The organism is Vibrio sp. Vb1026 (genome assembly GCF_033338745.1).
GTDB lineage: Bacteria > Pseudomonadota > Gammaproteobacteria > Enterobacterales > Vibrionaceae > Vibrio > Vibrio alginolyticus.
The window spans coordinates 59,463-75,899 of the sequence record NZ_JAWOTH010000017.1 but is presented as its reverse complement, the minus strand read 5'-3'; the positions used below and the strand labels follow the sequence as shown (position 1 = coordinate 75,899).

Sequence of the window (16,437 nt, the reverse complement as noted above, 5' to 3'; positions counted from 1 at the left end):
TAACATTGATTCAACAACTACTTTTACCCGCCAATTGCTGTTAATGTGTAGCTCAAACAACACCACCAGCAAGGAAAACAACGTGAACGATAAGATTGATTTGGACAAGGTACTCGACAAGCTAACCAATATGAGCCCTGACCGCTTAGAGAAAACCATGCAGAAGTTCAACCTAGCCCAAGAAAGACAACGGGCAGCCCAAGAAGATAGAGAGGCCAAGGAATCAGGCATCGAGCGCATTACTCTGTTCTTTGCTGGTGGCCATAAGGCACTACTGGTGAAGCCTAACCCATTAACAGGAACATGGCTGCTGAATCTATACGGAGCTGGCACAGTTACCGCGCCGCAGGATGTGAACGTAGAATTTGAGGTAACAGACCACTTTACTGAGCTGTTTCGTTTCTCGATGACGTTCAATGGATTTACCTATTGGCACGACCTTATAGACGAGTCGATGGCGCAAGAGTTGGCATCATTTCTGAACGTTCCTTTGCAGGTGCAGTGAGTCTCACTGGTAAAAGTTGGTCAAAATGCGCCTTTAAGAGTGATGATTCACGACCTAATCACATCATATAGTCATATTTGGGGTTGGTTTTCTGTTTCGGCGTGATTGCGTCAGGGAAAACAAAACCCCAACGTGAACCCACTTTGAAAAATAAAGTAAAATGTCCCAATCGAAAAAGATAAAGGATAAAAGATGACTTGGACAGGCTTTACTATTGATGGCAATTTCTACGACCTTTCTCACCTACAAAGCTCTGAGCACTATGTCATGGTTGATGGCCAAGAAGTAAAGCTGCACGTTAGCTACTCTAACCACTGCTTTACTGACCAAAAAGAAAATGGAGCGATGCTTTTTAAAAAGGAGCAACGCTATTGGTGTCATGAGCGCTACGCCAGAAGCAAAGAGCTGCCCAACCTAATTCAGAACAACCTTATAGAACACTATGCAGTGCCATATCTCTCCAAGAAAGGAGAGTCCTATCACTACATGGAAGCTTATGACTATGCGATTTTCTTTAGTTTGACGAAGCCGCACGGAACAACTGGCGAATTAAAGATGAAGGTCAATTCTGCGTATGAGCTTGATGCGTGGGGACGCGACACATTACCCAAAGGCAAGCCAAAGAGGGTTAGCTGGATACTTTCGCAAAGGCTGCAAGGCAAGTCGATTCTGAATAGAAAGCGTTAGATATGAAAAAAGCGCCTAAATGGCGCTCTTTCATACGGAAATATAAATCTGGTCTGGTCTTTGTTTATTAGATTATCCTGTTCACTGACTAGGGGAGTCACCTCCGACACCAACACCCTCTAAAAGAGTTCCAGTATGTGTTAGCAAGTTAATTATCACGATACTCCGTATCATTTTCCAATAGTTTATACCTATCAATTATCATAATTGACAATTCTCGGATAGTTACAACCTATATAAGATAGGGAGAATTAAACACAAACTCGTTGAGATACGTTACCGGAGCTGGTGGTCACTCGGCCACGAACGCGACCACACACCACATCGCCCGCACCTGTACGAACATCCCCGCCAACGTCTCCGCATTTCACGTTACCCGAGCCAGTGTTAATTGACCTTGCCTCATTGCATTGGACACTACCCGAACCAGCGTCAATATCGCCCACATCGCCGTTGATATGGATGTTGATATTCACGCTCTTAATATCTTCTTGTAGCTTGTCGTCCACAAACACACGGCCATCATTATCGATCGAGATAGAGTTGCCCTTATAGACCTTGCCGTTGATTCTGATTTCGCTACCAGCGCTAATACTTGAGATAGATGCAGCTACGTTTGAAAATCGCAGCTTGCCAAACAGTTTACTTAACCAAGACATATCAATCCCCCTTTAACGTTTCGATTGGCCTCAAGCCTTTCGATAAGATCTCTCTGATACGGTTTTAGTTCGAACTGGCCACACGCTTCGACAAAGGCCGTTAAGCTCGGTATCTCGCGCTTAAAGCTGGCGTATTGGCGCATGACTTGGCGTGAATACGTCTTACCGCTCCGGCCATCGGATAGGCCACCAGCAAAGGCGGCCTTTTGGTTTAATGCACTGGCTACACTGACGGGCAAAAACGACTTTCTTTAAATAGCCAGCTCGCTATCGTAATCGTCACAAATCAGGATGGTTGCTTGTCGTCCTCTCATACTTACATTGCTCGCATTTTCTCGAACTCGATCAATCTTTGAATGGTGGCCATTTCCTCTAGGCATACCGCTTCTTTGTGTATGACCTTGCTAATATCGCGCTTCTCGTACTTGGCTTGTTCTATTTTCAGTTCGGCCAGTTTCTTATTGGATTGGCGCACATAGTTGGAAAAGGCGCGTGTTCCAGCATCAAGCGTTGGTAGCTTTTCTTGGATTTCTTTTCGCAGCTCAAAGAACGCTAACAAAGGCATTTCTTGTTGCGCCCTATATCGTGCTGCTTTCTTCTCAAGTCGCTTGTATTCAGCCTCAAGCGCATCGATGACGAGTTGTGTTCTACTTCTCATAGTTCTTTTGTGCTTCTTTCTGGCGCGTAGGCTTCCATATCCAGCGTTTTGCGCCCAAACCAGTACCAAACAATGACCCTTGGACATAAACGCCTCTACGGCCAATATTGAGCGTTAACCAGCGCCCACCAATTGAGACGCTAGTAAAGCCAGTTTTGCCAAAGTTAACCCTTATAAGGCCAGATATTCGGAATGACTTGCGGAAAGTAATGTTCGTTTTTCGCATGGTATGTACTCAAAGTGGTTTGCATTCTTGGTGCCAGTCGCCCCTGTCACTATCAGGGCGTTATCATCATTGGTTATTGTGGCCATTAGCACCTGTTTGGCCTTATCGGTTAAGTAGGATTCGTTAACGATGATCTTAAAGTTATGTAGACACCAACCCGCCAGCGCTTCCTCTCGACCACTACGGTAGTGTTGAAACATGATCGATGGTCGGCCACATGTGTCGGCGTTCTTAAGGTAAACCTCGCCACTGTGTTCAACGATTTTCTCTACCATTAGGCAATCTTCAATCAGGGATAGATATTCGTGCTTATCCTGGACTGAACATACAAACAGAACGCGACGTTTGGGATTGTGCTTAATACAGGCCATCGCAAAACGCATGGCATCAATCTTTGAGTTACTTGCTACCGTGGCAAAGTGGTTCTCTGTACTGGTGATTAGGTTCATCAAGACACCGCCTTAAATATAAAATCCGACATGAGGACGACCAGAACAAGGCCGATCACAATGCGCGGGAACTCGGGCAACTTGAGCATATGGAACACGCATTCCAGCACAAAGAAAAACGCAACGGCCAACCAGAACGCTGGCCAGTTAATCATGTTCATTACCATCATCATCCGATAAAGGGATTAGTCGTTTCAAACCCGCGAACGCAGTAGAAAGAGCGATCGCATCCAGTGAGCGAGGTTTATGGACAGTCCATTGGCCTTTGCCGTAATGGCCACCAGCTCGCGCTTAATATCATGGCCAGTATCACTCGCCACCAGTCCCGCCAACTCAAATAAGAGATTCACACGCGCGCTAGCAAAGCGGCTTGTTTCGCCTTGTGGGATAAATACGTTTTGCGTCTTAACCTTGCTGCGTAGGAACTCGTAAATGAAGCAGCCGCAACCATGACTGGACACTACTGCATGATCATTGCCAATTAGTGCTAGCAAGTTCGCTTTCCAGTCATCGTTAAAGACCTTGGAAGCATCCAGAAAACGGAATCCATCTACAATAGGGCGTTCCTGTTCGTCCTTGTGGCACTGAATTTCACATAGATAAGGTTGGTTCTTATGAAATCCAACCGATACAACTCGTATTAGATCACTCATCTGGTTAACTCTCTTAGTGTTGTCATTGCCGCTTCTACTTCTTCTTCGTTGGTAGCATTCATTAGGTCGTATGCTGCCTTTTTAATGCGAATCAGTGTGGCTGTTGGTGTTTGGCCGCTCTCTTTCTGGATGACGATCGAGAATTGCTGATTGAGCGCGCTATCCACGTAATCAAGGAATTGGTAGTTGTTCGCTTTCTTGTGTTTGAAGTAACCCACGAACGCTGCTGCAAGGTTATGAAGTAGTGAGCGTTTAAGTTCCTCATCGACGCTTTCATCTTCCATTATTTGGCAGTATTTCGCTGCCGTACCAGCGTTTAATTGATGCACTAGGGCATTAAGTCGTTTGATTTCGCTTTGTTGTCTTTTGATGGTCGAGAATGGCCAAATACACATAGTTTCTGCTCTCTCTGGCTCGGGCAAGGCAGCGCATCAACGCTACCAAGCGCCATAGGTTTGTTATCGTTGGTTATTTGTTTAGCTGACGCTCTGTATTGCGGCGTAGTACCCAATATTGGGAATCTGAGACGGTCATCGCCCAAGCGTGGTAATGCGCGTTAATACGCTCAACTCGGCGGCGTTCTTTGATGCGGCGAACTTTCTCGCTTAAGGCAAGGTGGAGCACCCAAGCGGATAGGATGAATATGGTGATTGCGCTGATCCAAAACGCAATAGATATGAATGTGCTAAATGAAATGCTCATGTTTCTTTTACTGTGTGCTGGTGGTTTTGTATCGAGATACCGGCTTTTGCTGTAGCCGGTATGTGGTTTACTGAAAGTGGCGCACTTCAAACCGCCTAACCTTGGATTCTTCAAGGATTGCTGCTAGTCGGTCTAATCGCCATTCTCTTGGTTTATCGTCGCGCGTGTAGCGCACTGAGTAGGCTTTTATGTCATCGGTAGTGTTATCGATGGCAATAAGAGAAAAACCGCCGCTTGCTTGCTGCTGAGCGACGATATTGAGCTGGTGGCCATGTTCCACCAGCCGTTTGAACTCACATAATTTAATCGGTGTAATCTGTGCCATGATGCAAACTCGTCGTTTTTGTATGTTTAAAACGTCACGTTTTACATTAGGAGTAGATTATAACCATAGAGTTTAGATTTACAAGGTGTGTTCGGAATGTATGTAGGCGGCAGCAAAACTATTTAAGTTGTACGCTGCTGACCTTTTCAATGTGTAACAATACGTCCATCACATCGCTGTGAGCTTTGAGTAACTTTCTCTTAGCAAGAGTCCATGCCGCCAATTTCCCATGAGCGCTCACACTTACCTTAATGAAATGCTCGCGCTTCTGGTCGTTCTCATCGTACTTGGTGTACCGTGCCACATAGTATTGCTTACCATCAATGGTAGTTAACCGTGGGTCGAGACTTTTCGGCAACCGCGCCAGTAAGTTGAATTGCTTGCGAACGCGATCCCAACAACGCCCCCATAGTTCCTTGCCGATTTGGTTGCGTATTTTGGTTGCCTTGCGTAGTCCTTTCTTTTCACCAATGCGAACAAACCCGACAGAACGACGAATATAACCACCCTCCGGCTTAGGTACACTAACGGCGTAGCAAGTCTTTTTCTTGGTGATAAATCGATAGCCTGTGTTAGATACGAAATAAGCATAAGCGTTACGACACTCTGACACTCTATAACCCTCAAAAAAACAAAACATGCGATTCCTTTCGGTTGGATTTAACTGGCCATTGCTGCCCTTTCTTGGCCAAATGAATAACGTTACAGCGTAACTATGTTTTTTATATTCCTAATTAATGCGACAGATTGATAGTCTTTAAGTCATCATAGCTGCAACCAAGCACTAGCTTGATTGCCTTTTTGCTGAACCCTTGCTTCATTAATTCTCTTACCTTTGGTTTGAGCTCATTCGGAATCGGGGTTCGGGAAAGTTCCTGTTGTCGAAGCTTAAATTCGTTCACTCGCAAGTTCGCGTTCATCAAAGCTTTACACATAATTTCCCCTCCCTTTATTCTGCCTTTGGTTTTAATGAAATACCTGTTGTGTACTCTTTCGCTTCATCGTGGAACGTTCTTAAGTAGTGGTCAGTCACAGCAACACTAGAATGACCAAGCGCGTCCTTAATCACTTTCAAAGAGGCTTTCTTTTCAAGCAGTAGCATGGCGTACATTTTTCGCATCGAGTGTGTTGATAGCTGGTATGGCAACCTCAACTCCATTGCTATGCGCTTATACGCTCGGTTGATGTACTGGATGCTGATCGCATTGCCCTTTTTGGCCAAGTGGTGATTGGATTGAAACATCAACTCATTATGGCCATTGTGTAGGTAGATACGCTTAATCAGTTCTTCCAGTTCGGCGTTAACGTGGATGGTGATTCGGGCGGCTTCTTTAGCGGCCTTTTCACTCTTACCTCGGGTCATACGGCCTTTGAAGCCTTTAGACTGCACAATGGTAAATGACGACCTAATCACGCCATTTATCATCACATCGCTGAATTTTAGCTTCGAAATGTCGCAATAACGTAAACCTGTACGCACTTCCATTTCAATCATCATCGAGATAAGCGGGTTTATGTCATCCATTAAACGGATGATTTTTTCCAATTCGTCTAAGTCACGCGCAGGGAAAGCAGCCATTAGATCAACTCCACTTCATTAGCATTAACCGTCTTAAACTCACCACCAACGAACACCTGAATTTGTAGGGTTCGAGATAGCAAGCCAAAACCCAAGAACAAGCCGAGTTCCCCATCGACACACACAAAATCGTGGTGAACAGGTAGGCGGCCAAAGTGGTTAATCATCTTGGTTTGTGCTTGAACACTTTGAGGCTCTTTAATGGTATTGATAGCAAAGCGAAGCTGAGAGCGAATCTTTAGGGCATTGGCGCCTTTTCGCGCCTTGCTGATCGTGCCTTGCACACAAGGCAAGCCGTAGAAGTTGCGAATGACAGCGGCGGCTTGCTCTTGGCCTCCACATTCATTGATTAGCTCATCCAGAGAGATAAGAATAAGGTCATGATGACGCTCTTGGATGGCACTGCGTTTGCTCGCCCATTCATCCGAAAGCGACACCAATTCATTTTTTTTAAACATTTTTGCTGATCCTTTTTTGGCAAAATGCCAGTGTTTGCTCGGAACACAATATATTCCAACGGAATATCTTTTGCAACCCTGTTCGGAATACTTCTATTGAAAGTACAAAGAGTTCCAAAAGCGGGAAATTAATCAACTTTTGATAAATAACGCAATAGTGCTCAAAACACCACCAGCAAGAAGCCATTTTTTATTAATATTCCTATGGAATATTTAGGCTCATTCACACAAAATGCCAGGATTAGAAAGCAATCTTAGATATTTGATAAGTTGTTGTTTTTATTGGATTTTATGTCTTTTTGCGTCGATGACCAGCGACAAAGCATTGGTTAAGTTAGTTTCAGTTCTGTGTAGAACTGAAACTAAAAGAGGTTTTTTTGAAACTCACTACGACAATAACCCGTCTGTGGCAATATAATGACGGTGTTACGCCGTCACGCGACACGAACAAACATGCATATCCTCAATTATTATGCGGTATAGGTCACGTTCTCAAAACCTAACTGCTAGTAACGATATGTTTGCATTATTTTGCATATCTAGACAATCAAAGATCACAGTCTCATAATACTCCGCGAACATCAGCTCGGTTGGCGAGAATCCCCTAAACTCTTTCCAAATCAGAGCTATATACGTATTGGCTATCCAGTCAATTGGCTTAAGAGATATAGATATGCACTGCACGTTGAATCAATTAATTCCAGTCGAAATACTAGATAAATGTGACCTGTCCCTAGATGTATTTAGCAGCTCGTTCCTCGATGACGCGACCGACATTTGCATGATGCATCTTATCCAATCGCATCCGAACGCACTATGCAATTCATCCATTAATCGTGATGACGTATTAAACTTCGTTCGAGATCACTTCTCCGCTTAAAAAGCAACACTTATAACGTTCTTCTGTTCGTTTTTTATTTAATTCCGAACACAAAAACGGTATGCTACGCATCAAGGATAAAGGTAGGGTTTTTCGTTACTCGCGTACGCTCAGGGATGGAGTGTAACCTTTATCCTCCAATGTAATTTGGAGCAACCGTTCACCATGATTAATAAAAAAAATACTGAAATTAAAGATTTAAAAGCTATTGATATAGAAACACTTAATCAATTACTTGCAAACAAACAAACGGCAGATGCGCGCCTAAAACGTGCCTTGAAGCACCGCGCGACTTTTTCCGAACAAATAGATGGCAAGGAAGATAGTGGACTATTCAATGATCGCATCGTAGCTGTAGTAAAACGTGGTAATCCGACCACTCGTTTACTTGAGTATATTGAGGCCGCGAAATCAGCCAATAAAGAGCTTTTAGAGCGCGCACCTCAATACTTCAACAGCTCATCTAACTCATTTAAAGAGACGACCGTAATTGAGAACGTCCGTCGCGTTAACATCACAATTAATAAAGCAGCTAGCAGCCAGAAAGTCACTGGTGCACGTCTAGCCAAAAGACTTGAAGCATACCTACGCGACCTAGACCGTAAACTCTCCTACGATCTTCCAGAAGATGAGAAAGAACAGCTCACTAACAATAAAAACACTGCATTGAATGAATTGAAATACTTCAAAGACAATGCAGACGTTGAGTTTAGAAAGCGCGGTCAAGAACACAATGACATTGTCGCTATTATCCATACCTATGATGGCAACAATGGCGGCATTTCTCGCGTAGCTAAAAAGGTTCACGTTAACGCTGGTGGCCTTGTTCTAATTAGGCATCGCTCTTGTAAAGATCACGATGTGCTAATCACAAACAACACCACTGAGGGACGTTCGATATTCGATGAAGCGAATGCTTTTAAGTCGGTACTGTACCCTAACGCTAATATGTATATAGAAAGCGAAGTTGACGCTATTCGTGAAGCCAGAAAAGAGCTTAGAAGCAAGAACGAAAGCAAAGCACGTTCGCAGTTCGATGGATTAGTGAACTAAGGTTTTAAGCTAAATTATTGTTGTTCCGCTTTGATTGGTGATTTGGTGGCGATATTTAGCGGTATCGCCACCTTTTCATATTACTTTTATATGTTGGCACCAACGGAATTAAGCATCGTCCGATTCAAGCGCTTCCAGTACCCATTGTTCTACGGAACTGCGAGACTCTAGCATGCTCTCTGTTACTTCCATTTCGTGCGGCACATAATCTACCAATTGAGAAAAGCAGTATGTATCCCAACGGTCAGGTGATGGGATGTTCATTTTCTCTTTCATCATAGGTTTTGGCATCATTACCCATTGGCCTGACTCGTTGATTGCACAAGGTATTTTACTGCCTTGTTCTGCCGTCTTGACGTTCTTATCTATCTGCATGCGGCCTTGGTTTATCGCATCCCGAGCCATAACATTGGCATACGCACGCTGGTTAAAGAAACGCTGCTTGTCGCTGGTGGAGTGCATCTTCTTACCCCAACGAATGCGCTGTACGCGCCGTCCGTAGCGTTCTAAGCAAGTCGCCGTGTCATAACCTACACCGTCACTATCCACTGCTATCGTGATGTTTGGGTACAAGTCCTCACTACACTCTGCATGGATAATGTCAGCGAACCGAACCGGATCGACCGTGCTTGGTTGTTCAAGCAATTTCACGCTCTTAACGATGCGCTCCATGCGTTGACCCCAAACCTTGCAGATATTGAGTATCGAGCGGTCACGACCATTACCCACGTCCACCAGCGCAGCCCAACCCCAACCATCGGGCATATCGAGATTGAGCCTTGCGCTTTTGTCCAGTGCATCCCGACTAAGCAGCATGCCAGCAATGGAACTTGGGAACTCCCCACGTACTTTAATCAGGTATTCCGGTGCCTCTCGACCGCCATACTCCAATCGCTTATCGAGGATAAATTCCACGGTTACGAACGGCGATTCCTCGGAGTTAAGCCGGATGGCTCGCCATCGACCACTAGGCTCGGCTAATCGGTGATGCGTATCGTAGAAATAGCCGCTAGGGCGCGTTGGCTGGCTCAATAGCAGCATTCGGTTATCTTTCTCGGTCAATGCACCCGCTAACACACCAAAAGCCTTGTCAGAGACGCCTGACGCCTCATCGACAATGACAAACAAGTGTTTAGCGTGTTCACCCGCTAGCGCTTCCTCGTTACCAATACGGCACGATTTAGCACTGGTTTGCCAGATACCTTTTGCTGAGTTTTCAAAAAAGGCTGTCTCGGTAATGGTGAAGTATTGCTGTAACCAACCATGCTTTTGTAAGAGCGTGTTCCAGTTGGATTTTAGGTACTTCCATACACCGATTTGTACCTGTCTCGCGTTGTTCGCCACCAGCACAACACGCGCATTGGGGAAGCAGAGCATGAAAGCAATGATCATGATACTGGTCATGTCTGACTTGCCTGTACCGTGGCCAGAGCTGACAGTCGTTCGCGCACCAATACGCTGAGCACTATCAATGATTTTGCGCTGCTGCCAGCTCGGCTTCTTACCGACTAGCTCAACAGCGAGGCGTTTCCAGTCATAGCGATACCGCTTAACTAGGGCAGGGTAACGGGGATCTTGTGTTACGCTCTTTATTCGTCTAGCCACCAAGTACCTCGAAGCTGTCTACATCGTCAAACCCCGACACTCCCTCGTTATCGAGGTCATCATAGGCTTGCTCTTTAGCGGCTTCGTTTTGTATTTGGGATGGGGATAGGGTAGGTTCTACGCCGTTCTCTAGGTCTTCGGCTTCTTTGATTCGTCGGTTTACTTCTTCTTTGCGCGCAGGTAGCCAGTTATCTTGCTGCTCAATCTGCTCTAACGTGTAGTCATCAAACAGTTCATCCAGCTCTTGCTCACTGATACCAGTGTCGTCTACTTCTGGCTCTAGGTTCGCTAGTTCAACCTTAGCTTCATGCAATAGCGTTGCTGGTGGACGTGCGCCTAACTTCTCGATTTGCTGACACGTCTCTAAGGCTGTCCAGTTGTTCTTAGTGCGCAGAGAAAGCATTTCTATTACTAGGCTGGTTTCTTCCGCTGGCAGTAAGTGTGGCATCATCAATTCAGCGTATTCCTGTTTACGCAAATCGATGTAGCGCTTGGCCTCTTGTTTGGCCATCGTGGAAATACTTAATTCCAGTTCACGCAATCTGGTGCCATAGCCAAAGATGAGACGGTCACGCATGGCGTTTATGTCTACTGGCTGGTTTTCGTCATCGAGCGGAATGTCTCCGCTTTCTTCCATTTCATCGATCTCTTTAAGGCGTTTAGCTAACGTCTCATTCATTCGGTAATACTGCGAACGGGCAATAATCAGTTCGTTGCAAACCGAAAGCGGATCGGTATCCATGAGAATATCCATGATTTCGCCAGTAATACCCGCACTACGGGCATAACCACCATGCACAACAGGGCGACCCACTTGAGCACTGGAATACTGCGAAAGTCCCTCAACTGATCGCGGCTTGCGCAGTGATCCAATACCCCCTGTTTTCGCGCGATCGCCTTGCGCACTTTGCGCTTGCGCAGTTGCCCCCGCTTCTTTGGACTTTGATTTATCAGCCCTTTTTTTCTTCTTGTCGTTTTTCGCTTCTTGAAATTTCGCTAATTGCTCATCGTAAAGATCAAATAATCGATCAAACTCGGGCAGCGATCGCATGGAATTAAACTGGCGGCGCAATGTCGCACCGTTCACCCCTTTATCTTTCGCAAAAGCGGCCATCGTGAGCGTTGGGTTTTGAGCGCCACGCACGAGAAATTCTTTCAAAAGGGAATGCCAGTCATTGCCCTGACTGGTCTTTTTCGCTTTGATTTTTGGCATAACGGACGGTTGGAACTTGCCGCCCGTTTTGGCTGGCCGTTTTATATATCGCTTAGCGGTGCCGTACTTCAATCCGTTGGCTTCGCAATACTCGGCCAGCGTCAAAGTCGGCTGCTTCTCTAACTGCTCCCAAAACTGCTGTTGGTGAGCCTGATAGTCAATCTTGCCGGACACGGTTAAACCCCATTCATTTTGTTACGTTCGGAATAATACAGAGTTTAAACAGGTAACAACAATACGAACGAGGTCAGTTAAAACAATCATTTGATTGTCAATAAGGTTTTAAAGACAAAATTTGATAACGCGACATTAAATAGTGTTTACAGTAACGATTTTCTGCATATAATCATGGCCAGCTAGTGAGTAACGCTACTCATGTACAATTGATTCTGCGGCACGATATAGTAATTGGCTGCGTTATCTCACTAGCCACCTTTCCCCCATACCCAAGACAACGCGCTACGTGACGAAAGGAATACCCCTTGAAAGCACCCGAGCGCATCAAATTCAGACACAAAGCCAAAACCAAAGCACGACAAGCCATGTTTAGAACCCGCCAACGGGAAAAGGGATTAGCGCTACTTCAAGTGCGAATTTCACACCTTGCTCACGCAAAAGCATGCGAACAATGTGAACAGAACGGGATTACCCTGACCGAGCTGTATCAGTTGGCCATCAACAACACCGATCCAAACCAACTACCAGAAAAGCACCCCGAAGTAATCGAGGGCGACCTAGTAGGGACACGCCAAATCAGTCCTTGGATTGACCCCGAAGTGGCAAAGACGTTTGAGAAATTGGCCACCAACTACCGCAATCGAACCATAGCGATGAGTGCTATCGTCTATGCCTATTGCGCTCGATGCGAAGCTGAATGAACCGAACTGGACACGCTTGGGGCGCACTGTGCTTTGCGCCCGTTCCTCTCGCCTTAATGGCAGACACAACACCACTGCATTCAATCCTGGCATTTCTTGGTTGCTTAAGCGGTTCGAGCGCACCGGACTGGCTTGAATTTGACAGAATCCCGCACCGAACTTACACCCACATCCTTTCAATATGGCTCGCTGTAACGGCTTATGGCTATCATTTGGCAATAGGGGATACATTCGTACTCATTGAGGCGTTAAAAGCCACCAGCACGATTCTAGGTGCAATTCTGTGTGGATTTGGATGCGGTTGTATCTCGCATTGGCTTGGGGATGTGCTAAACCGCCAGCCAGTGCCGATTTTTACCCCATTTGATAGGTACTGTTTGAATCTATTCGCTTCGGGGAGCCACCAGCGAATCACATGCGTATTCATTTTCTCGGTAGCATGTATTTTAGTTGGCTTTTTACGGCCTTTGTCATTCCGAATAGACTTTCTGAAAATGACGTTTTTGACATAAAAAAGGCCACGTTTTACCGTGGCCTTTTGATTTTGAGGAGTTGTCAATAACAGGTAATTCAATAACCAATCAATTGGCCATCTATATTTTGGAGTATCCACGTCCATTTTCTTGCGAGCGAGGTAAATATAGGACACTCAAAACGCCTTTTCAATAGGTTGAAACGCGACACATAAAAAAAGAGCCAGTATTTCTACCAGCTCTTTAACTCTCTTTTGCAAACCTTCTTTGAATCACTCGCCGAAGCTGTACGCTTCACACGAAAACAAGGCAATTATATTGATACTTACCTCGAAAAATCAAGAAAAAAGCGCCAATGGAATAACCAAAGGCGCTTGAGCACAGTTGTCTAAGATTTTTAAAGGAAAACACGGTCGTCACAATGGCAACTATGTAACTCGCGTATGAATAAATTTATCTGTTCGGAATTATCAGTTCAAGTATTTTTTCGCTTTCAGTTTGCTTTAGATGATTGTTTGTCTCGTGAATCATCTTGCGTAGGGCGTTATCCAGCTCTTTGGTGTACAGCTTATCCTTGGCCAGCTCTCGCTTAAGGATGCGATCGTGTTTGCGATACCAGAATAGTTCGTGAACTTTTCTCATAGTGCCTACTCTCATAGGCGTTCTTTGGTAGGGGATAGATAGAACAAAGGGCTGACCCTCTTTCGAAGATCAACCCTTTGCCCTCTTTGGGAGCCTGTAGGTTTTACCCTACAACGCTTGCACAACCTTATTAAACAAGCGCACCGTATAGGAAGTCGTATCCGTCACTGTCCTATGGAAACAATACTAAACTCATTCCGAACACATCACAATATAAGTTTGTATTTCATTTTGTGACTTTTACCCATTTAAAGATTTTTTCTGTCGCTTTTTGCTGGTGGCTTTCTTGAGCGTTTCATAGTAGCCAATCTTTATCAAAAACAAGTACCAGAGCGCATTAAAAGTCGTGATTTGCCTAAACTGTAGGTCAGCAAACCAGAATCGCTTTTTCAGATGCTTGATGGCCATGTAGGCTAACCATTGATGTTTGAATCTAAGCACCGTCACTAGGCGAGCTTTCTTCACCTTAAGCGTGAATACATAGGCTCTTGTCTTTCCTGTCTTACTCATTGCTTGCTTTCCCCTCTAACTGGTATCGAAGCGGAGCAGTGAGCCATCCCCAACGTTTATGTCGCCATATGTCGCTAATCGTGGACTGGTGTACGCCGTATTCCTCGGCTAACGTGTGTTGGCATACCTGTTTAGTGAATAACAGCTCATAGATGCGTAGAACTTCACTAGGGGATAACTTGGATGCGCAGTTCTTTCCTCGGCGGTCTACGTTGTCCTTTACGGCCTTTTCAGCGGGTACACCAGCCTTAAGGCGTCTTAGCACTCTGCGGTAACTGGTATCGGTAGCGGCGCATAGCTGTCTTGCGGTCATTACCTTGCCTTGGTAGGTCACAAGGTGCTTGGTAGCCTCGGCCAGTAGTTCCTCTCCGGTTCGTAGTCCTTTGTGATACGCGCGATAGAGGGAGGTCATTGGATAGCCAGTTAACTGAGCGAGACGGTACACGCTCATTGGTTGACCCTGATATTGAATACTCATAGCGGCTCACTCCCTTAAGCCACTTTTGCGATTTGCTCATAGATACCAGTAAGGTGCGTTCTGCCTACCTTACGGTTAAAGCGCATGGATGGTGTTTGTAGACCTTTCTCGGTAAAGAGCACTAAGGCACTGCCGAAGTTCACGCCTTGCTTTTTGGTGTGTCCGTCTGTCTCATAGAACGGGTAACGGCCATCCGGCTTGTAAATCATCGTGGCGTAGCCCTCAACCAAGTCCAGCCACCACGTTGTGAGTTCTTCATGTGGTAACAGCATCATGCCGTCACGGCCTTTTCTGGCTTGTTCTAGCGCCTTTTCCAGAAACTCAAACTTAAGGTCGAACGGAGGATTGCACCACCAGCCATCTTCCCATTCGCCTTGTAGGCCATCGAACCCAACACAAACAGGGTTTAGAAGCTGAGCTGCTTTGTGTTTTGGTTTAAGGCTTGGGAATCCACTCGGCTGTTCGTTAATCCAGTCAGGAGCCACGTAGAAGCGGTTTACCTTGGCGGTTTGTGGCTCGGCGGCCACGTCTAAAACAAACTCTTTTCCGGTATCACGTCGAAAGAGGAATTGAGCATCAAAGAAACAGTCCCAACGAGTCGCCCATTTGTTCTTTGCGCCCTCGACGGTTTTACTTTTGACTAGGTGCGCCATTCTCTGACTTCTCCCCACTCTTGGCCGCTACCGTAATGCGCTCGATACGTTCTGCGTCCAAATCAATCTTCACTCGCTCTATCTTTGGATAGACCACCAATCCATAAAAGCTGTATGTGCCAATACCGACAACAGCCACCAGCGCTAACACAATGGTTATGGCCAGTAGTCGAACAGAGCCGATAAAGACACGTAGCCCAATTGCCTTGCTATCATTCATGGACGCGTACCATGCCCTTGTAAGCAGAGAACAATACGCTGTGCTCGGTTTTGACACCTAAGCGCTCTTTCGTCGCCGGATTAATGGTTGTGCGTTCACGCTCTATGTGACGGAAACGGCCAAAGCCTCGAATTTGCACCTCACGGCCTTTCGCAATCTCAACCAGAATGTGATTGATCATTGCGTCCAGACAATCGCCCACCAGCTCTGCATCATCACCAGTAAGCTTTAAGCCAAGGCGTTTAGAAATGTTTCTTTCAATGTCAGTTCGGTTTAAGCGTGTGCTCATTAATGTGCCCCCTTGATCTCGTTTACCTTGTTTGCCAGCTCATCGCGGAATACATCCGATGCACTAAAAGTCAGCTTGTCTCGCGCAGCTACAATCGCTGGTGTTCCCGTTTTTGGATTACGGCCAGCTCGCGCTTTCTTAAGGCGAGGTGCGAACGTACCGAAACCACTAAGCAATACAGCATTGCCCTCAATCATGGTTTGAGTTGAGATTTCTTCGATAAAGGCATCAAAAACCAGCTCGCATTCTTCACGTAATGCGCCCGTTTCTTTTTTCATTGCTGAGATCAGTTCGTGCTTACCTACGGCTTTTTGTTTAGACACGCTAAGTCCTCTTGAATATCTTTCAGATAAATTCCGTGCTGTTGGCCTAGAAGATTAATGGCGTAAAGAACCAGTTCTTCTCGACTGCTACAGCCAAGTTCTATTTGGAGTCGCCTAATTTGCTCTCGTTGTGTCGCGCTGGCGCGATAGTATTGACGTTTAATGTCGAACCTAGCCATTTTGGCCAGATGACGATTCCAGCGCTGTTGAGGCGTCAAGGCGTCTTTTTTGGGTTTACGTCCTGCCATGCGACGATTATAACCATTCCGAACACGCCGTAAATATTCCGAACACGATTTCTGTTTTTAATACAAAAAAA

27 protein-coding genes are annotated in these 16,437 nt (G+C 45.6%); 5 read left to right on the top strand and 22 right to left on the bottom strand.

All coding sequences use genetic code 11. The annotated features are described in order from the left end of the window. The first annotated feature begins 82 nt into the window (after positions 1-82). Positions 83-505 (top strand): hypothetical protein, encoded by a 423-nt coding sequence (locus tag R7E47_RS20035; protein WP_140051843.1) that lies wholly within the window; start codon positions 83-85, stop codon positions 503-505. 192 nt (positions 506-697) lie between these two features. Further along, positions 698-1,192, top strand: a complete 495-nt coding sequence (locus tag R7E47_RS20030; protein WP_206954335.1) for a hypothetical protein — start codon at positions 698-700, stop codon at positions 1,190-1,192. Positions 1,193-1,443: 251 nt separating this feature from the next. Here R7E47_RS20030 and R7E47_RS20025 read toward each other — a convergent pair whose 3' ends face one another. From R7E47_RS20025 to R7E47_RS19975, 12 genes are all read right to left on the bottom strand, one after another. Beyond that, on the bottom strand, positions 1,444-1,851 hold the full coding sequence (locus R7E47_RS20025) for a hypothetical protein (RefSeq protein WP_318085034.1): 408 nt from the start codon (positions 1,849-1,851) through the stop codon (positions 1,444-1,446). Next, positions 1,839-2,090 (bottom strand): hypothetical protein, encoded by a 252-nt coding sequence (locus R7E47_RS20020; RefSeq protein ID WP_206954339.1) that lies wholly within the window; start codon positions 2,088-2,090, stop codon positions 1,839-1,841. The genes R7E47_RS20025 and R7E47_RS20020 overlap by 13 nt, the downstream gene beginning before the upstream one ends. Before the next feature lie 77 nt (positions 2,091-2,167). Beyond that, on the bottom strand, positions 2,168-2,509 hold the full coding sequence (locus tag R7E47_RS20015) for a hypothetical protein (RefSeq protein WP_206954340.1): 342 nt from the start codon (positions 2,507-2,509) through the stop codon (positions 2,168-2,170). Then, on the bottom strand, positions 2,499-2,735 hold the full coding sequence (locus R7E47_RS25525; RefSeq protein WP_140203140.1) for a DUF4236 domain-containing protein: 237 nt from the start codon (positions 2,733-2,735) through the stop codon (positions 2,499-2,501). Before R7E47_RS25525 ends, R7E47_RS20015 begins: the two co-directional genes overlap by 11 nt. After that, complete coding sequence (locus R7E47_RS20010; protein WP_206954342.1) at positions 2,681-3,184, bottom strand: hypothetical protein; 504 nt, start codon at positions 3,182-3,184, stop codon at positions 2,681-2,683. Before R7E47_RS20010 ends, R7E47_RS25525 begins: the two co-directional genes overlap by 55 nt. 194 nt (positions 3,185-3,378) lie before the next feature. Continuing rightward, on the bottom strand, positions 3,379-3,837 hold the full coding sequence (locus R7E47_RS20005; protein WP_206954347.1) for a hypothetical protein: 459 nt from the start codon (positions 3,835-3,837) through the stop codon (positions 3,379-3,381). After that, positions 3,834-4,232: a hypothetical protein gene (locus R7E47_RS20000; RefSeq protein WP_206954348.1), complete on the bottom strand. Its 399-nt coding sequence runs from the start codon at positions 4,230-4,232 to the stop codon at positions 3,834-3,836. Before R7E47_RS20000 ends, R7E47_RS20005 begins: the two co-directional genes overlap by 4 nt. Before the next feature lie 73 nt (positions 4,233-4,305). Then, the gene (locus R7E47_RS19995) at positions 4,306-4,539 is read right to left on the bottom strand and encodes a hypothetical protein (RefSeq protein ID WP_206954350.1); all 234 of its coding nucleotides are present in this window, start codon (positions 4,537-4,539) and stop codon (positions 4,306-4,308) included. Positions 4,540-4,606: 67 nt separating this feature from the next. Then, a complete protein-coding gene (locus R7E47_RS19990) occupies positions 4,607-4,864 on the bottom strand; it encodes a hypothetical protein (RefSeq protein WP_206954352.1) in 258 nt (85 codons plus the stop codon). Between the two features lie 118 nt (positions 4,865-4,982). Next, a complete protein-coding gene (locus tag R7E47_RS19985) occupies positions 4,983-5,504 on the bottom strand; it encodes a Fe3+-citrate ABC transporter substrate-binding protein (protein WP_212668980.1) in 522 nt (173 codons plus the stop codon). A gap of 309 nt (positions 5,505-5,813) precedes the next feature. Further along, complete coding sequence (locus R7E47_RS19980) at positions 5,814-6,443, bottom strand: tyrosine-type recombinase/integrase (RefSeq protein ID WP_054866453.1); 630 nt, start codon at positions 6,441-6,443, stop codon at positions 5,814-5,816. After that, on the bottom strand, positions 6,443-6,901 hold the full coding sequence (locus tag R7E47_RS19975; RefSeq protein ID WP_064369724.1) for a hypothetical protein: 459 nt from the start codon (positions 6,899-6,901) through the stop codon (positions 6,443-6,445). The genes R7E47_RS19980 and R7E47_RS19975 overlap by 1 nt, the downstream gene beginning before the upstream one ends. A 1,045-nt stretch (positions 6,902-7,946) precedes the next feature. On the opposite strand from R7E47_RS19975, the gene R7E47_RS19970 reads away from it, so the two are divergent. After that, a complete protein-coding gene (locus R7E47_RS19970) occupies positions 7,947-8,834 on the top strand; it encodes a hypothetical protein (protein ID WP_017634088.1) in 888 nt (295 codons plus the stop codon). Between the two features lie 108 nt (positions 8,835-8,942). Here the strand turns inward: R7E47_RS19970 and R7E47_RS19965 are convergent, their stop codons facing one another. Further along, positions 8,943-10,439 carry a hypothetical protein gene (locus R7E47_RS19965; RefSeq protein ID WP_017634087.1) on the bottom strand — a complete coding sequence of 499 codons (1,497 nt, stop codon included), beginning with the start codon at positions 10,437-10,439 and terminating at the stop codon, positions 8,943-8,945. Further along, the gene (locus R7E47_RS19960) at positions 10,432-11,826 is read right to left on the bottom strand and encodes a hypothetical protein (protein ID WP_017634086.1); all 1,395 of its coding nucleotides are present in this window, start codon (positions 11,824-11,826) and stop codon (positions 10,432-10,434) included. The genes R7E47_RS19965 and R7E47_RS19960 overlap by 8 nt, the downstream gene beginning before the upstream one ends. A gap of 308 nt (positions 11,827-12,134) precedes the next feature. Here R7E47_RS19960 and R7E47_RS19955 point away from each other — a divergent pair, with 308 nt between their 5' ends. Further along, a complete protein-coding gene (locus tag R7E47_RS19955) occupies positions 12,135-12,530 on the top strand; it encodes a hypothetical protein (protein WP_206954353.1) in 396 nt (131 codons plus the stop codon). After that, positions 12,527-13,042 (top strand): hypothetical protein, encoded by a 516-nt coding sequence (locus R7E47_RS19950; protein WP_318085033.1) that lies wholly within the window; start codon positions 12,527-12,529, stop codon positions 13,040-13,042. Before R7E47_RS19955 ends, R7E47_RS19950 begins: the two co-directional genes overlap by 4 nt. 414 nt (positions 13,043-13,456) lie before the next feature. Here the strand turns inward: R7E47_RS19950 and R7E47_RS19945 are convergent, their stop codons facing one another. The 8 genes from R7E47_RS19945 to R7E47_RS19910 form a co-directional block, all read right to left on the bottom strand. Continuing rightward, positions 13,457-13,645 carry a hypothetical protein gene (locus R7E47_RS19945; protein WP_213963491.1) on the bottom strand — a complete coding sequence of 63 codons (189 nt, stop codon included), beginning with the start codon at positions 13,643-13,645 and terminating at the stop codon, positions 13,457-13,459. Between the two features lie 240 nt (positions 13,646-13,885). Continuing rightward, positions 13,886-14,155 (bottom strand): hypothetical protein, encoded by a 270-nt coding sequence (locus R7E47_RS19940; RefSeq protein WP_206954359.1) that lies wholly within the window; start codon positions 14,153-14,155, stop codon positions 13,886-13,888. Continuing rightward, positions 14,148-14,633, bottom strand: a complete 486-nt coding sequence (locus R7E47_RS19935) for a hypothetical protein (RefSeq protein WP_161607483.1) — start codon at positions 14,631-14,633, stop codon at positions 14,148-14,150. Before R7E47_RS19935 ends, R7E47_RS19940 begins: the two co-directional genes overlap by 8 nt. A gap of 14 nt (positions 14,634-14,647) precedes the next feature. Further along, complete coding sequence (locus tag R7E47_RS19930; protein ID WP_025558929.1) at positions 14,648-15,286, bottom strand: DNA N-6-adenine-methyltransferase; 639 nt, start codon at positions 15,284-15,286, stop codon at positions 14,648-14,650. Continuing rightward, positions 15,264-15,506, bottom strand: a complete 243-nt coding sequence (locus R7E47_RS19925; protein WP_017634081.1) for a hypothetical protein — start codon at positions 15,504-15,506, stop codon at positions 15,264-15,266. Before R7E47_RS19925 ends, R7E47_RS19930 begins: the two co-directional genes overlap by 23 nt. Beyond that, on the bottom strand, positions 15,499-15,795 hold the full coding sequence (locus R7E47_RS19920) for an HU family DNA-binding protein (RefSeq protein WP_158159308.1): 297 nt from the start codon (positions 15,793-15,795) through the stop codon (positions 15,499-15,501). Before R7E47_RS19920 ends, R7E47_RS19925 begins: the two co-directional genes overlap by 8 nt. Next, positions 15,795-16,118, bottom strand: coding sequence for an HU family DNA-binding protein (locus tag R7E47_RS19915; protein WP_238952810.1), 324 nt, complete (start codon positions 16,116-16,118; stop codon positions 15,795-15,797). Before R7E47_RS19915 ends, R7E47_RS19920 begins: the two co-directional genes overlap by 1 nt. Beyond that, positions 16,097-16,366 carry a hypothetical protein gene (locus R7E47_RS19910; RefSeq protein WP_169628924.1) on the bottom strand — a complete coding sequence of 90 codons (270 nt, stop codon included), beginning with the start codon at positions 16,364-16,366 and terminating at the stop codon, positions 16,097-16,099. Before R7E47_RS19910 ends, R7E47_RS19915 begins: the two co-directional genes overlap by 22 nt. Positions 16,367-16,437: the final 71 nt, after the last annotated feature.

What these genes read in the sequence shown, in the direction of transcription:
- R7E47_RS20030 (WP_206954335.1), top strand. Translation starts at nt 698, where the DNA reads ATGACTTGGACAGGCTTTACTATTGATGGCAATTTCTACGACCTTTCT.
- R7E47_RS20025 (WP_318085034.1), bottom strand. Translation starts at nt 1,851, where the DNA reads ATGTCTTGGTTAAGTAAACTGTTTGGCAAGCTGCGATTTTCAAACGTA.
- R7E47_RS20015 (WP_206954340.1), bottom strand. Translation starts at nt 2,509, where the DNA reads ATGAGAAGTAGAACACAACTCGTCATCGATGCGCTTGAGGCTGAATAC.
- R7E47_RS25525 (WP_140203140.1), bottom strand. Translation starts at nt 2,735, where the DNA reads ATGCGAAAAACGAACATTACTTTCCGCAAGTCATTCCGAATATCTGGC.
- R7E47_RS20010 (WP_206954342.1), bottom strand. Translation starts at nt 3,184, where the DNA reads ATGAACCTAATCACCAGTACAGAGAACCACTTTGCCACGGTAGCAAGT.
- R7E47_RS20005 (WP_206954347.1), bottom strand. Translation starts at nt 3,837, where the DNA reads ATGAGTGATCTAATACGAGTTGTATCGGTTGGATTTCATAAGAACCAA.
- R7E47_RS20000 (WP_206954348.1), bottom strand. Translation starts at nt 4,232, where the DNA reads ATGTGTATTTGGCCATTCTCGACCATCAAAAGACAACAAAGCGAAATC.
- R7E47_RS19995 (WP_206954350.1), bottom strand. Translation starts at nt 4,539, where the DNA reads ATGAGCATTTCATTTAGCACATTCATATCTATTGCGTTTTGGATCAGC.
- R7E47_RS19990 (WP_206954352.1), bottom strand. Translation starts at nt 4,864, where the DNA reads ATGGCACAGATTACACCGATTAAATTATGTGAGTTCAAACGGCTGGTG.
- R7E47_RS19985 (WP_212668980.1), bottom strand. Translation starts at nt 5,504, where the DNA reads ATGTTTTGTTTTTTTGAGGGTTATAGAGTGTCAGAGTGTCGTAACGCT.
- R7E47_RS19980 (WP_054866453.1), bottom strand. Translation starts at nt 6,443, where the DNA reads ATGGCTGCTTTCCCTGCGCGTGACTTAGACGAATTGGAAAAAATCATC.
- R7E47_RS19975 (WP_064369724.1), bottom strand. Translation starts at nt 6,901, where the DNA reads ATGTTTAAAAAAAATGAATTGGTGTCGCTTTCGGATGAATGGGCGAGC.
- R7E47_RS19970 (WP_017634088.1), top strand. Translation starts at nt 7,947, where the DNA reads ATGATTAATAAAAAAAATACTGAAATTAAAGATTTAAAAGCTATTGAT.
- R7E47_RS19950 (WP_318085033.1), top strand. Translation starts at nt 12,527, where the DNA reads ATGAACCGAACTGGACACGCTTGGGGCGCACTGTGCTTTGCGCCCGTT.
- R7E47_RS19945 (WP_213963491.1), bottom strand. Translation starts at nt 13,645, where the DNA reads ATGAGAAAAGTTCACGAACTATTCTGGTATCGCAAACACGATCGCATC.
- R7E47_RS19940 (WP_206954359.1), bottom strand. Translation starts at nt 14,155, where the DNA reads ATGAGTAAGACAGGAAAGACAAGAGCCTATGTATTCACGCTTAAGGTG.
- R7E47_RS19935 (WP_161607483.1), bottom strand. Translation starts at nt 14,633, where the DNA reads ATGAGTATTCAATATCAGGGTCAACCAATGAGCGTGTACCGTCTCGCT.
- R7E47_RS19930 (WP_025558929.1), bottom strand. Translation starts at nt 15,286, where the DNA reads ATGGCGCACCTAGTCAAAAGTAAAACCGTCGAGGGCGCAAAGAACAAA.
- R7E47_RS19925 (WP_017634081.1), bottom strand. Translation starts at nt 15,506, where the DNA reads ATGAATGATAGCAAGGCAATTGGGCTACGTGTCTTTATCGGCTCTGTT.
- R7E47_RS19920 (WP_158159308.1), bottom strand. Translation starts at nt 15,795, where the DNA reads ATGAGCACACGCTTAAACCGAACTGACATTGAAAGAAACATTTCTAAA.
- R7E47_RS19910 (WP_169628924.1), bottom strand. Translation starts at nt 16,366, where the DNA reads ATGGCAGGACGTAAACCCAAAAAAGACGCCTTGACGCCTCAACAGCGC.